General features: G+C 72.5%; 11 protein-coding genes and 1 tRNA gene. 9 read left to right on the top strand and 3 right to left on the bottom strand.

Annotated elements, in window-relative coordinates; translation table 11 throughout:
- Nucleotides 1-171: 171 nt before the first annotated feature.
- Both ACWD0J_RS04805 and ACWD0J_RS04810 read right to left on the bottom strand, forming a co-directional pair.
- Complete coding sequence (locus ACWD0J_RS04805) at nucleotides 172-3,270, bottom strand: SUKH-4 family immunity protein (RefSeq protein ID WP_451494306.1); 3,099 nt, start codon at nucleotides 3,268-3,270, stop codon at nucleotides 172-174.
- 8 nt (nucleotides 3,271-3,278) lie between these two features.
- Entirely contained in the window at nucleotides 3,279-4,298 is a 1,020-nt protein-coding gene (locus tag ACWD0J_RS04810; RefSeq protein WP_451494307.1) for an SMI1/KNR4 family protein, read from the bottom strand.
- A 363-nt stretch (nucleotides 4,299-4,661) separates the two neighbouring features.
- Here ACWD0J_RS04810 and ACWD0J_RS04815 point away from each other — a divergent pair, with 363 nt between their 5' ends.
- Both ACWD0J_RS04815 and ACWD0J_RS04820 read left to right on the top strand, forming a co-directional pair.
- Nucleotides 4,662-5,249 (top strand): YwqJ-related putative deaminase, encoded by a 588-nt coding sequence (locus ACWD0J_RS04815; RefSeq protein WP_451494308.1) that lies wholly within the window; start codon nucleotides 4,662-4,664, stop codon nucleotides 5,247-5,249.
- A 101-nt stretch (nucleotides 5,250-5,350) separates the two neighbouring features.
- Nucleotides 5,351-5,845 carry an SUKH-3 domain-containing protein gene (locus ACWD0J_RS04820; protein WP_451494309.1) on the top strand — a complete coding sequence of 165 codons (495 nt, stop codon included), beginning with the start codon at nucleotides 5,351-5,353 and terminating at the stop codon, nucleotides 5,843-5,845.
- Nucleotides 5,846-5,946: 101 nt separating this feature from the next.
- Here the strand turns inward: ACWD0J_RS04820 and ACWD0J_RS04825 are convergent, their stop codons facing one another.
- Nucleotides 5,947-7,257 (bottom strand): sensor histidine kinase, encoded by a 1,311-nt coding sequence (locus tag ACWD0J_RS04825; RefSeq protein ID WP_451494310.1) that lies wholly within the window; start codon nucleotides 7,255-7,257, stop codon nucleotides 5,947-5,949.
- Nucleotides 7,258-7,608: 351 nt separating this feature from the next.
- On the opposite strand from ACWD0J_RS04825, the gene ACWD0J_RS04830 reads away from it, so the two are divergent.
- From ACWD0J_RS04830 to ACWD0J_RS04860, 7 genes are all read left to right on the top strand, one after another.
- Nucleotides 7,609-7,680 (top strand) — tRNA-Gln (locus tag ACWD0J_RS04830).
- 123 nt (nucleotides 7,681-7,803) lie between these two features.
- Complete coding sequence (glmU, locus tag ACWD0J_RS04835) at nucleotides 7,804-9,252, top strand: bifunctional UDP-N-acetylglucosamine diphosphorylase/glucosamine-1-phosphate N-acetyltransferase GlmU (protein WP_451494311.1); 1,449 nt, start codon at nucleotides 7,804-7,806, stop codon at nucleotides 9,250-9,252.
- 133 nt (nucleotides 9,253-9,385) lie between these two features.
- Nucleotides 9,386-10,366 carry a ribose-phosphate diphosphokinase gene (locus ACWD0J_RS04840; protein ID WP_451494312.1) on the top strand — a complete coding sequence of 327 codons (981 nt, stop codon included), beginning with the start codon at nucleotides 9,386-9,388 and terminating at the stop codon, nucleotides 10,364-10,366.
- A gap of 198 nt (nucleotides 10,367-10,564) precedes the next feature.
- Nucleotides 10,565-11,152: a 50S ribosomal protein L25/general stress protein Ctc gene (locus ACWD0J_RS04845; RefSeq protein ID WP_451494313.1), complete on the top strand. Its 588-nt coding sequence runs from the start codon at nucleotides 10,565-10,567 to the stop codon at nucleotides 11,150-11,152.
- A 75-nt stretch (nucleotides 11,153-11,227) separates the two neighbouring features.
- Nucleotides 11,228-11,824: an aminoacyl-tRNA hydrolase gene (pth, locus tag ACWD0J_RS04850; RefSeq protein WP_451494314.1), complete on the top strand. Its 597-nt coding sequence runs from the start codon at nucleotides 11,228-11,230 to the stop codon at nucleotides 11,822-11,824.
- 52 nt (nucleotides 11,825-11,876) lie between these two features.
- Entirely contained in the window at nucleotides 11,877-12,377 is a 501-nt protein-coding gene (locus ACWD0J_RS04855; protein WP_451494315.1) for a hypothetical protein, read from the top strand.
- 133 nt (nucleotides 12,378-12,510) lie between these two features.
- Nucleotides 12,511-13,230 (top strand): LPXTG cell wall anchor domain-containing protein, encoded by a 720-nt coding sequence (locus ACWD0J_RS04860; protein ID WP_451494316.1) that lies wholly within the window; start codon nucleotides 12,511-12,513, stop codon nucleotides 13,228-13,230.
- Nucleotides 13,231-13,258: the final 28 nt, after the last annotated feature.

The following is a 13,258-nucleotide window of genomic DNA, read 5'->3' on the forward strand; positions in this document are numbered from 1 at the left end:
GATGCGAGATGATGATGTCGCGCACATCTTGATATATCGGATGGAAGTGTGCGTACCACGACACTCCGCGCAGGGGCCATGGGCACGACGCGCACGCGAAAGGGCCGGACCCGATCACACGATCGAGTCCGGCCCTCCGCTCTCGCGGGCCGCGTCAGCAGTGACGACGCGTCACAGCAGCCCGTCCCACATCTGCTCCAGCAGCACCGACCACCAGCTCTCCGGCGAACCGAGCGCCGCCGGGTCGAGGGCGGCCAGCTGGACCTGGAAGTCCACGGTCCACCGGCCCGCCTGCTCCTGGTTCAGCCCGAACCTGAGCCGCCACATCCGCCCGAGCAGCGCCAGGCACCGCTGGAACTCCGGCAGCCCCGTGTTCACGAACTGCGGCGGTACGGGCGCACCGCCGGGCCCCGCCTCCACGGGCACCGCCACGATGTTCGCCGTGCCGTACTGCACGCAGATCGCCTTGCCGAAGTCGCTGCCCATGACGAGGTACGAGCCCGCGTCCGCCGCCGACGGCACTCCGCGCTCGGCCGCCAGCTCCGCCAGCGTCGGCACGGGACGCCCCGGCTGGGCCTGCGCCCAGAAGAACGGGCCCATGTCCATCGGCAGCCCCGCGACCACCAGCGTGTGCGCCACCACCGGCGGCACGCCCTGCCGGGACACCGCGGCCTGCTCGAACCGGAACAGGCCCGGCCCGAACGCCCCCGCCAGCTCCTGCGCCACGCCCTCCGGCGGAACCGGCGGCGCGGGCTGCACCTGCGGAAGAGGCGCGCGGATCGGCGCCGGCCGGGCCGGCCCGTCGGCGACCTGGTGCAACTCACCCTGATGCGCGAGCAGTTGCCGCATGCCCTGCTGCCGGCTCGCATGGTCCGTGCCGTACGGGGCGATGCTCGCGATCCGCGCCTGCGGCCACTGCTCCCGGATCATCCGCGCGCAGTACGCGCCCGGCAGCTCGCACGACTCCAGCTCGGTGTGCAGCTCCAGAACCTGGTCCGGCGGCACGTTCATGGCCCGCAGCTCGTGGAAGATCTGCCACTCCGGGTGCGGCGTCCCCGGCGCCGAACGCCGGATCAGCTGCTGCTCGGAACCGTCCTGCGCGCGGTAGCGCAGCACGGCCTGATAGCCGGGTCCCACGGTCGGCTGCGCCTGCTGCGGATAGCCGTACGACGGCTGCTGCCCGGAGCCGGGAGGCGGGGGCGGCGGCATCGCACCGGGCGGCGGGACGGCACCGGGCGGAGGCATCGCACCAGGCGGCGGCATGGCGCCCGGTGCCATGCCGGGCGCGCCCGGAGCCTGCGGCGGCGGGGGCATGCCGGGACCGCCCGCCGGGGGCGCGGACAGCACGGTCTCCGCGTGGTGCACGGCCCCACGCCCACCTGGAGCACCCGGAGCACCGGGGGTGCCCGGAGCACCGGGCGGCTGAGGCGTGCCGGGCATGCCGGGGGCCCCGGGAGGCTGAGGCGCGCCAGGGGCGGCGGGCATACCCGGGGGGCGCTGGGCACCGGGGGCGCCCGGAGCACCGGGGGGCTGGGGCGCACCTGGGGCGCCGGGCGGCCCCGGAGGCCGCGGCGCACCCGCACCGGGACCCGTGCGCCCAGGATCGGCGAACATCGTGGCCGCATGGTGCACACCGCCCGGAGGCGTACCACCGGGCGTACCACCCGGCGTCCCCGGAACACCGGGCGGGCGGGGCGCGCCAGGCTGACTCGGCGCACCGGGGGTCTGGGACGTGCCCGGAGCCGGAGGAGCCCCCGGTCCGGCGGCGGGCCCTTCGGACCCCTGGGGCCCCTCGGGGCCGAGCGCCGACACGAGCTGCGTCGGCACATACCCGCCCGCCGACGGGGCGGGCGTGCCCGGCGCGCCCGGGGGGCGTGCTCCGGGCGTACCCGGGGCGCCCGGCGGAGGCGGCGGATTCGCGCCGCCGCGCGCACGACGCGGCGGAGGCGCCGCCTTGCTGGTCGCGGCGTCGGCGATGTCCCCGGCGTGGGGCGCGAGCGACCGCTCCGGACCACCGGATCCCGGGGCCGACGGCTGCGGCGCCCCACCGCCGGGCCCTTGCGGGTACCCGTACGACGACACACCCGGCGCGAGCCCCCCGGGAGGCGGAGTCCCGGGCACACCCGCACCCTGCGGATACCCGGAGGAGGACCCACCGGGCCCAGCCGAAGGCGAAGGCGAAGGCGGGTGAGGAGGAGTGACCCCGGCCCCAAGACCACCCGGACCCCCCGGCGGCGGAGGCGGCGGCGTGACCCCCGCCCCAGCACCGCCCGCACCCTGACCCTGACTCTGGCCCTGGCCCTGGCCCTGGCCCTGGCCTTGCGGATACCCGTACGACTGCGCACCCGGCGCGTGCGGAGGCACCGGCCCACCGCCCTGGCCCTGCGGGCCCACCGGACCGCCCGGACCCCCCGGACCGCCCGGCGCGTTCGGGTGGTCCACCGCCGGGGAGACCGCCGTCCGGGGAAGTTGACTGCCGCCCGACATCAGGGCCGTCTTGGCGTCGGGCGGCGCCGTGGGCGGCCGGGCCTCGTCGTCGGAACCGCTCAACGGCGGCGCGAAGACGGTCGCCGGCAACGGCACCGACCGGTCCTCACCGGCATCCGCGTTCGTGTCCGTCCCGGCCCACGGCGTAGCCCCGGACGGCACACCAGGCACACCAGGCATACCCGGCCCGTCCGGCGCACCCGGAGCCCCCGGCGCGGAAGCCGCCGCCCCCGCGCCCCCCGGCATCCCGGCCTGCGTCTCCGGAAGCGCCCCCGCCGCCCCACCGGCCGAAGCCGCGGACGAAACCGGAACCGAGGCCGAGGACGAGGCCGGCCCTCCAGCGGAAGCCGAAGCCGGCCCCGGCCCCGACCCCGGAGCCGGACTCGCGCCCGCCCCCCGCCGGTCCGGGATCCCCAGCTTGTCCGCCGCCTCCTGCAACCACTCCGGCGGACTCAGCAGGAACGACGTCTGGTTCAGGTCGACCCGGGCCGGAGGCGCCGGCACGGCGTCGGCCACCGCGTCCGTGCGGCCGTACTCCTCCTCGTAGCGGCGGATCACCTCGCCCACCGGCAGCGCGGGCCACAGCGTGGCCTCCCCGCTGTCCCGCGCGATCACCAGCCGCTGCGCGCCCCCGTCCGACCGCGGCCCGTCGGCGCGGTCCTCGGCCCACACGACGAACCCGAGCTCGAACTCCCGTACCCGCACCTCCCGGTGCTGGTACGACGGCACATCCCCGTTGATCCATTCTTCGGCGCGCTCCTGCGCCTGCGCGAACGTCACCATCGCCGAGCTCACTCCCCCACGGAAGAGACAGGGACGGACCGCGCGAATCCGCCGTCCACCATCAGATTCGCCACCGTCTCCAGCTCCGGCGGATTGCCCGCCAGCCGCGACAGGAAGGCGTCGAAGTCGTCACCGCACGGCAGCACCAGCCGCTCCACCCGCTCGGGCGGCGACCACGCAGGATCCACGTCCCGGGCGTCGTCGTACGCGCAGAACCACACCGAGCCGATCCGCTCGCCCTTCACCTTCACGGCCAGCAGCCCGCCCTGCACGAACCCGATCCCCAGGTAGTCCTTGGTCAGATGGTCCCGCAGGCACTTGTTGACGTAGACGAGGTCGTTGACCGCCGCCTCGTCCCGCACCGTGAAGAACGGCTGGTCGACCAGCAGGCCCAGCTCCGCGTCCAGCGCCGCACCCACCGGCGCGCACCCGCCCGCCGCCTTCAGGAAGGACCGGTAGGCGCCCGGCAGCCGGTACCCGAGGTCCTCCTCGACCCCCTGCACCTGCGTCTCCGTCACCGCCACGCCCGACTTCGGCAGCCCGACGTGCACGGGACGCGTCTCCTGAAGCGGCCGCGTGCCCCGCTTGTCGTGGTCCACCGGCGTCGTCGCGATCCCGCCGTGATGCCGCAGCAGCGCCTTCACCTCGACCGGAACCAGCTCCAGCCGCCGGCCGCCGGCCACGTGGTGCCAGGTCCAGCCGTGCGGGGTCGCCACCGCCGGCACCGTGTCCCACAACTCGTGCCCGCTCGCCGACATCGCCGCGTTCGCCGACACGTAGTCCGTCAGCCGCAGTTCGTCGACACCGAAACCCTCCGGCGGTTCGGCGATCTCCACCGCCGCACGCGCGTACGCGGAGAAGTCGGGGTAACCGCGCTCGTCCATCCGTACCCCTCTGGGGTGACGGGCCGCCCGGACCGGATCCGGGAAATGCACGATCTGCCCGGCGTAGGCCGCGTTCGGCGGCGCGGCGTGTCCCCCGGCCTGGCGGCCGGGAGGTGCCCCCAGCCCGAGCCGACCTGTCGTCATGGCGGTTGCCCCCTGCGGCACTCTGTACGACCCGTAGTGACCGGCTTCGTGTCACTACGCTCCGTATCGACTGTCTCGTCCGTCACGACGTCCGTCTCGACCCGCGTCTCGACGCCCGTTGCGACTGCTCTCCCCGACTCTCCACGCGTTGACCGCGTGGATCGCGGTGCCGACAGCCTATGCGGTACGACAAGACCGGTCACCGGGCACCGGTCAGCCCCCCTCCGCTTCCGTGACCGGCCGTCACCCCGCGGTGACGACCCACCCCGACACGGGCGTGTCGCACCGCCCCAGCTTCCGCACCAGCCACGCCATTTGGCAGTCTGTGTCCGCCGGGGGGATGCACGGGAGGGGAACACGATCATGAACGCGACACAGACGGGACCACACCCAGGACCACGGCCGGGCACGTCCGGCGACCCCCGGACGGGCACGCACACCGGCCGGCACCCGGGCTCGCAGGCCGGCCCGTCCGGCGATCCACGCGTCGGCTGGAGCAGCACCGACACCCCGCACACCCCCGTCCTGCGCCACCGCCGCGACGGCATACTCCCCACCGTCGCCGCCGCCCTCTCCGTCCGCGGCGCCACCCTCACCGGCACCGCCGCCCGCGGTGACCAGCCCCCCGTCCTGCACCCGCTCGTGCAGGACTTCCTCGACACGCTCCCCAGCGCACAGCGCGACCGCTTCACCGGCCGCTGCGCCGAGGCCATGCTGATATCCCGCCACATCGCCGCCGCCGACGCCGCCCGCAGCAAGCGCGCCGCCCGCAAGCCGATGACCAACGGCGAGGCCCGCAGGGCCCTCAAGCACGCCAAGCTCACCGCCCGCCGCATCCGCGAGGACGGCGACCCCCTGCACGGCAGCTTCGCCGCCCCCTGTCGCGCCTGCGCGGCTCTCAGCGCCCACTTCGGCGTCCGCGTCGTCGACTCCACGGCCACTGACGGCTGAGCACCACACCCGCCCCGCACGTACTTCAACAGGACGCCGAGCCGAGCCGCACCGCACACTCCACGTCCACGAACTCGCCGACCCCGACGAACCAAAGGCAGATGCACCCCGACCGCACCTCCACCACCCGTTTCGCCGTACCCGTCGACGCCGCCCTGCGCGCCGCCGGCTGGCAACCCGGACGCTGGGACATAAAGCAGGCCGAGATCTGGGCCGACGCCCTGCGCGAGCACGCCTCACCCGCCGGACACCGGCACGCCGTCTTCCCCGCCGCCGTCGAGGCCTGGGCCGAATTCGGCGGCCTGCACATCACCCCCACCGGCCCCGGCCGCCAGGTCGCCCCCGCCCGGCTCCACCTGGACCCCCTGCACGGCCTGCACATGGCCCGCACCCTCGGCGACCTCGGCCGCGCCCTCGACACCCAGGTCTGCCCCCTCGGCGCCGAGACCGACACCCGGGCGCTGCTCGCCATCGACACCGAGGGCCGCGTCTACGCCCTCGACCACACCGGCGACTGGTACCTGGGCCCCGACCTGGACCGCGCCCTCACCGGACTCGTCTCAGGCATCGAACCCACACGCCTGACCGCGGGATAGACAACGGACGCCCGCGGGACCGACGCACGACCGCGGGACACAGACACAAGGAGCGCGGGGCACAGACGCAAGGAGCGCGGGGCACGACGGAACGAGCGCCCCTACGACGCCGGAATCACCGCCGACACCCGGAAGCCCCCCGCCTCCGTCGGCCCGGACACGAACACCCCGCCCAGCGCGGCGACCCGCTCCTTCATCCCCACCAGCCCGTTGCCGCCCGACGGCAACCGCGCCGAGGACGCGGCGGACACCTCCCCCGGCGGCTCGTTCTCCACCTGCATCGCGATCTCCGACACCCGATGGGCCAGACGTACGTGCGTCTTGGCACCCGCCGCGTGCTTGTGGACGTTGGTCAACGCCTCCTGCACCACCCGGAACGCCGTCTGCTCGATCTCCGCCGCGTACCCGCGCGGCTCGCCCTCCACCGACAGGTCGACCACCATGCCCGCGGCCGCCGACTGCCCCACCAGCACATCCAGATCCGACAGACACGGCCCGTCCGCCGCGCCCGCCTCGTCGGCGGCCCGCGAGGCCGCCACCGCGGCCGCCACCCCCACCGCCGCGAGCGGCACGCTCTCCCGCCGGGGCACCCCCTCACTGCTGCGCAGGACCCCGAGCATCTCCCGCAGCTCGGTCAACGCCTGCCGCCCCATGTCCCCCACCAGCGCCGCGTTCTTCACCGCCTTCTCGGGATCCTTGCGCGCGACCGCCTGAAGGGCCGCGGCGTGCACCACCATCAGACTCACCCGGTGCGCCACGACGTCGTGCATCTCCCGCGCGATCCGGGTCCGTTCCTCGTTGCGCGCCCACTCGGCCCGCTCCTCGGCCCGCTCCGCCAGCAGCTGGAGCTCCCGCTCCAGACTGTCCGCCCGCTCCCGCAGGCTCTCCATCAGCCGCCGCCGGGCCCCCACATACAGCCCCAGCAGCAGCGGCGGCGCCGTCAGCCCGAGCGAGGTGCTGATCGAGGCGAACGGAACGAACCAGTCCCCCAGCGACAGGTCACCTCGCGCCATGTCCTGGCGCACCCGCACGAACGTCACGATCAGCGTCCCCACCAAGGACATCCCGGCCAGCGATCCGATGATCCGGCGCGGCAGCTCCGAGGCGGCCAGCGTGTACAGGCCGACGATGGCCATCAGAAAGCCCATCTGGGCGGGCGTGATCGCGATCGACACCAGGACGACCGCGATCGGCCACCGGCGCCGCATCACCAGCACCGAGCCGGCCAGCACCCCGAACACGATCCCCGCGGCCGGCGGGATCCCGGCGTCCCGCGCGAACGGGACTCCCTCCACCGCGCACTCCACCGCGGACGCCACCGCCAGCCCCACGTCCAGCACCGCACTGCGCCGTCTCATCCACCACCACGGCCCTCCCCAGGCCGTCGTGCGGTCTTCCCCCGTCGTGGTCATGCCTCCAGCCTACGGTCGCCGGGCGCCCCTTCTCCGGTGAGTTTCCGTGACTGGCCTACACCACATTCCATGACCGAACAAAGACAAAACAGCCCGATATCCCTCGAACTGTTGAATCGCTCACCGTTCGACCCCGGAAGGCCGGATTCCGCCCGGACGGCATGCCCTTGGCACATCCACACGGCACACGCAGACTTCGAGGGACCGCGGAAGCGGGCGATGACCTCCTGCCCGGCCATCTCCGTCACGAGGAGTCCGGACCTGTACCGTCGCACGGAGGGCGCCTGGTACGGCATAGTGTTGGGTGCCAACTCGGCCACCTGACTAAATGTCCGGTTCGGCCGAGTTTGATCCCCCGTGGTGTAATTGGCAGCACTGTGGCTTTTGGTGCCATCTGTCCGGGTTCGAGTCCTGGCGGGGGAGCACATGCTCAGTTCGGGTCCTGGTCGGTGACAGCACCGTCAGGGCCCACACTCATATCCCCCTCGAAACGCCCCGGTATCCTGCGGATGTCACCCTCCCCCTCCACAGCCGAAGGGCAACCCCGTGAGCGCCATTCGCCCGGCAGCCGTCGTCGTTCTCGCAGCGGGTGAGGGCACCCGTATGAAGTCGGCCACACCGAAGGTCCTGCACGAGATCTGCGGCCGTTCCCTCGTGGGCCATGTGCTGGCCGCCGCCCGCGAGTTGCGGCCCGAGCACCTCGTCGTGGTCGTGGGCCACGCCCGCGAGCAGGTCACCGCGCATCTCGCCGGGACCGACACCGACGTACGCACCGCGGTGCAGGAGCGGCAGAACGGCACGGGACACGCCGTGCGGATGGCGCTGGAGGAGCTCGGCGGGCCGGTCGACGGGACCGTCGTGGTCGTGTGCGGGGACACTCCGCTGCTCACCGGCGGGACGCTGGGGCGGCTCGCCGCCACCCACTCCGCCGACGGCAACGCCGTGACCGTGCTGACCGCCGAGGTGCCGGACGCGACCGGGTACGGCCGGATCGTGCGGGACGGCGTCTCCGGGGCCGTGACCGCGATCGTCGAGCACAAGGACGCCTCCGAGGCGCAGCGGGCCGTGCGGGAGATCAACTCCGGGGTGTTCGCGTTCGACGGGCAGCTGCTCGCGGACGCGCTCGGCAAGGTCCGTACGGACAACTCGCAGGGCGAGGAGTACCTGACCGACGTGCTCGGGATCCTGCGGGAGGCCGGGCACCGGGTGGGGGCCTGTGTGGCCGGCGACCACCGTGAGATCGCCGGGATCAACAACCGCGTGCAGTTGTCCGAGGCGCGCCGGATCCTCAACGACCGGCTGCTGGAGCGGGCCATGCTCGCCGGTGTGACCGTCATCGATCCCGCGACCACCTGGATCGACGTCACGGTCACGTTCGAGCAGGACGCGGTGGTGCACCCGGGGACGCAGTTGCACGGTTCCACGCACCTGGGCCGGGGTGCCGAGGTGGGCCCCAACAGCCGCCTCACGCACACCCGGGTGGGCGCGGGGGCCCGGGTGGACAACACCGTCGCCGACAGTGCCGAGGTGGGTCCGGAGGCGACCGTGGGGCCGTACGCCTATCTGCGGCCCGGTACCCGGCTGGGGCTCAGGTCCAAGGTGGGGACGTACGTGGAGACGAAGAACGCGACCATCGGGGAGGGGACCAAGGTTCCGCATCTCTCCTACGTGGGTGACGCGACCATCGGCGAGTACACGAACATCGGCGCGGCCAGTGTGTTCGTGAACTACGACGGGCAGGACAAGCACCACACCACGGTCGGCTCGCACTGCCGGACGGGTTCGGACAACATGTTTGTGGCGCCTGTCACGGTCGGGGACGGCGCGTACACCGCTGCCGGGTCCGTGATCACGAAGGACGTACCGCCCGGTTCGCTGGCCGTGGCCCGCGGTCAGCAGCGGAATATCGAGGGCTGGGTGGCTCGTAAGCGTCCGGGGAGCGCCGCGGCGAAGGCGGCCGAGGCGGCCTCCCGTCAGGGGGACGGCGAGGACTGACCGGAAACGGGCGCGCCTGACACCGCGTACCGTGATAAGTGCACACCCGCACCCCACCAGCCGAGACGGCCCCTCGCAGCCAGCTGAGACGGTCGTCCGGTACCCGCTGAGAAACCTCTGAGGAGACAGTGCTGTGACCGGGATCAAGACGACCGGCGAGAAGAAGATGATGTTCTTCTCCGGCCGCGCCCACCCCGAGCTTGCCGAGGAGGTCGCCCAGCAGTTGGGTGTCGGGGTCGTCCCGACGAAGGCCTTCGACTTCGCGAACGGTGAGATCTATGTGCGTTATGAGGAGTCGGCGCGTGGTGCGGACTGCTTTCTGATCCAGAGCCACACGGCTCCGATCAACAAGTGGATCATGGAGCAGTTGATCATGATCGACGCGCTGAAGCGCGCGTCGGCCCGCTCCATCACCGTCATCGTGCCGTTCTACGGTTACGCGCGCCAGGACAAGAAGCACCGTGGACGTGAACCGATCTCGGCGCGTCTGGTCGCGGACATGATGCAGACGGCCGGCGCGGACCGGCTGCTGACCGTGGACCTGCACACGGACCAGATCCAGGGCTTCTTCGACGGCCCGGTGGACCATCTCTTCGCTCTTCCGCTTCTCGCGGACTACGTGGGCAAGAAGGTCGACAAGAACAAGCTGACGGTCGTCTCGCCGGACGCCGGCCGGGTGCGGGTCGCCGATCGCTGGTGCGACCGGCTCGGTGCGCCGCTGGCCATCGTGCACAAGCGGCGCGACAAGGACGTGGCGAACCAGGTGACCGTCCACGAGGTCGTGGGCGAGGTCAAGGGGCGGGTGTGCGTGCTCGTCGACGACATGATCGACACGGGTGGCACGATCTGTGCCGCCGCGGACGCCCTGTTCGCGCACGGTGCCGAGGACGTCATCGTGACGGCGACGCACGGTGTGCTGTCGGGCCCCGCGGCCGACCGGCTGAAGAACTCGCGGGTGAGCGAGTTCGTGTTCACCAACTCGCTGCCGACGCCGGGTGAGCTGAGCGGCGACCTGGACAAGATCACGGTGCTGTCGATCGCGCCGACGATCGCGAGCGCGGTCCGTGAGGTGTTCGAGGACGGTTCGGTGACGAGCCTGTTCGACGAGCAGTAGGGGTTCCTGTTCCGCTCCTCCTCGCTCGCTGAAGATCCTTTTGGATGCGGCCTCCCCCTCCGAGTAGACTGCCGAAGTTGCTCGGCGAGGGAGGCCGTACCCATGCGGTACGGCTGTCCGTTATCGACGCGCTCTTCGTAGCAGGCCGTTCGTGGCCGGGTGACCATCCGTTTCTCACCACTACGAGGAGTGAAGAGCATGTCCGAGGTAAAGCTCGCCGCCGAGCCCCGCACCGAGTTCGGCAAGGGCGCCGCGCGCCGCATCCGTCGCGAGAACAAGGTCCCGGGTGTCGTGTACGGCCACGGTGCCGAGCCGGTCCACGTCAAGCTGCCCGGTCACGAGCTGCTGCTGGCCCTGCGTACCCCGAACGTCCTGCTGTCCCTGGACATCGAGGGCAAGACCCAGCTGGCCATCCCGAAGGCCGTGCAGCGCGACGCGATCAAGGGCTTCCTCGAGCACGTCGACCTGCTGCTGGTCCGCAGCGGCGAGAAGGTCAACGTCGAGATCTACGTACAGACCGAGGGCGAGCTGGCGCCGGGCGCCTACCTGGTGGAGCACGTGATGAACACGCTGACCGTCGAGGCCGAGGCCACGCACATCCCCGAGTCGGTCACCGTCTCGATCGAGGGCCTGGCGGCCGGCGACTCCATCCTCGCCAAGGACGTCCCGCTGCCGTCCGGCACCACGCTGGCCGTCGATGAGGACGCGGTCGTCCTTCAGGTGCTGTCCGCGCAGGCGGAGGAGGCCTCTGGCGAGGCCGAGGGCGAAGAGTCCGCCGAGGCCTGATCCTCACTGTCATCGGTTCGCCAGCCGCTGTTCCCTTCGGGGGCAGCGGCTGGCGCACATCAAGGAGACACAGACGTGACGACCGACGCGGGTGCCCCCTGGCTGATCGTGGGGCTCGGCAATCCGGGGCCGGAGTACGCCGAGAACCGGCACAACGTGGGGTTCATGGTGGCCGATCTGCTGGCCGAGCGGATCGGGGGCCGGTTCAAGCGGGCGGGCAAGGCGCAGGCGCAGGTCGTCGAGGGGCGGACCGGGCCGCCGGGGCCGGGCAACCGGCGGGTGGTGCTGGCGAAGCCGATGTCGTACATGAACCTGTCGGGCGGGCCGGTGAACGCGCTCCGGGACTTCTACAAGGTGCCGTTGGCGAACGTGGTGGCGGTCCACGACGAGCTGGACATCGACTACGGGACGCTGCGGCTCAAGCTGGGCGGCGGGGACAACGGGCACAACGGGCTGAAGTCGATGACGAAGGCGATGGGCGCGGACTATCACCGGGTGCGGTTCGGGATCGGGCGGCCCCCGGGGCGTATGCAGGTCGCGGACTTCGTGCTGAGGGACTTCTCGTCGGCGGAGCGCAAGGAGCTGGGCTACCTCGTGGACCGGGCCGCCGACGCGGTCGAGGCCCTCGTGATCGAGGGTCTGGAACGGGCGCAAAGCACGTACAACTCCTGACTTGTCCGGCTGTCGGCCCCGGCGGAGTTGACCGGGCGCAGGACCATGGCCAATGATCCCGGCCATGCCTGCCACCGCCTCCTCCCGCCGGACCTCGGCCGTCGCGTTGCGGTTCGGGCGGATCGCGGCGATGGCCACGGTCGCGGCGCTGATCCTGATCGCGGGGGTGTGGGCGTCCTGGGGCACGGCTCAGCACGTGATGCTCACCAAGGGGCGGGAGCGCGGCACGGTCCAGGTGACGCGGTGCGGCGCGGACACCTGTACGGGGCCGTACACGCCCGTGTCGGTCGGGTCGACGGCCAGGGAGAGCGTGGTCGTCGAGCACACGGTCGCCGTGCGCAAGGGGCGGACGTACGACGTGGTCGTCAAGCCCGGCGGTGACGAGGTCGTGCGTTCCGGTCCCGCCGGGGTCCTCTACGCGTGGGTGCCGATGGGCGGGGCGCTGCTGCTGGCGTCGGTGGTGGTGGCGGGCGGGCTGCGGCGGACGCGGGCGGCGTGGGTGCTGGCGGGGTCGGGTATCGCGCTGCTGACGGCGGCGTTCGTGACGGTCTGACGGGTTTCGGCGTTCTTCCTGCTGTGGAGGAACCGAGTGTTGCCTGTTCGTGATTGACCTGCGGTCAGGCGCGGCTGGAAGCTGAGCCGCCCCCTCCACATCTTCCCGTTCACCTCTCGAAGATGGACTGCCCATGCGTACCCTCTCCCGCGCCGGCGCGCTGACCGCCGGCGCCGTCTCGGCGGCCCTGCTCCTGGCGCCCGCCGCGCACGCCACCGCTCCCGGCGACAACGGGACCGTGAAGATCCACGATGCCACCACCGGCGAGGAGCTCCGTAAGAACGAGCCGCACGTCTGCGCCTTCTACCTGGACGCCTTCGGCTTCGACGCGGTCCAGGAGGTCGACTGGCACATCAAGGCCTGGGCCCCGACGGCCGAGGTCAAGGGCGAGACGGTGAAGTCCGGCGAGATCACGCTGGACGCCGCCGGTCACGGCCGTACGGAGGACCTGTCGCTGCCCGACGGGCACTACAAGCTGTTCTGGAACTTCGACGGCGAGAAGGGTTCCGCCAAGCACAAGGTGTTCTGGACGGACTGCGCGGACGACGGGGAGGGCGGCGGTGCGACGCCGTCCGGGCCGGCGTCCGCCTCGCCGAGCTCCTCCGCGGGCGGGTCGGCGGACCCCTCCGCCTCGCCGTCCCCGAGTTCGTCCGCCGACGGGCCGGCTGCTCCGCCGGCGGCCGCGTCCACATCCGCGTCCGCGGCTTCGTCCCCGTCCGCGCAGGGCGGTGGTTCCGGGGGCGATCTGGCCGAGACCGGCAACGGCGCCCCGGTGGGTCTGCTGTCGGGGGCTGCGGCCGTGCTGGTCGCCGCGGGCGGTTACCTGCTGTTCCGGCGCCGCGGCCGGGCCTGACATCCCTTGCGTGACGGTGCCCCCGGAC

Source organism: Streptomyces sp. NPDC003011 (genome assembly GCF_053591515.1).

What these genes read in the sequence shown, in the direction of transcription:
- ACWD0J_RS04820 (WP_451494309.1), top strand. Translation starts at nt 5,351, where the DNA reads ATGCACCCCGACCGCACCTCCACCACCCGTTTCGCCGTACCCGTCGAC.
- ACWD0J_RS04805 (WP_451494306.1), bottom strand. Translation starts at nt 3,270, where the DNA reads ATGGTGACGTTCGCGCAGGCGCAGGAGCGCGCCGAAGAATGGATCAAC.
- ACWD0J_RS04825 (WP_451494310.1), bottom strand. Translation starts at nt 7,257, where the DNA reads ATGACCACGACGGGGGAAGACCGCACGACGGCCTGGGGAGGGCCGTGG.
- ACWD0J_RS04845 (WP_451494313.1), top strand. Translation starts at nt 10,565, where the DNA reads ATGTCCGAGGTAAAGCTCGCCGCCGAGCCCCGCACCGAGTTCGGCAAG.
- ACWD0J_RS04855 (WP_451494315.1), top strand. Translation starts at nt 11,877, where the DNA reads ATGATCCCGGCCATGCCTGCCACCGCCTCCTCCCGCCGGACCTCGGCC.
- ACWD0J_RS04860 (WP_451494316.1), top strand. Translation starts at nt 12,511, where the DNA reads ATGCGTACCCTCTCCCGCGCCGGCGCGCTGACCGCCGGCGCCGTCTCG.
- ACWD0J_RS04810 (WP_451494307.1), bottom strand. Translation starts at nt 4,298, where the DNA reads ATGACGACAGGTCGGCTCGGGCTGGGGGCACCTCCCGGCCGCCAGGCC.
- ACWD0J_RS04815 (WP_451494308.1), top strand. Translation starts at nt 4,662, where the DNA reads ATGAACGCGACACAGACGGGACCACACCCAGGACCACGGCCGGGCACG.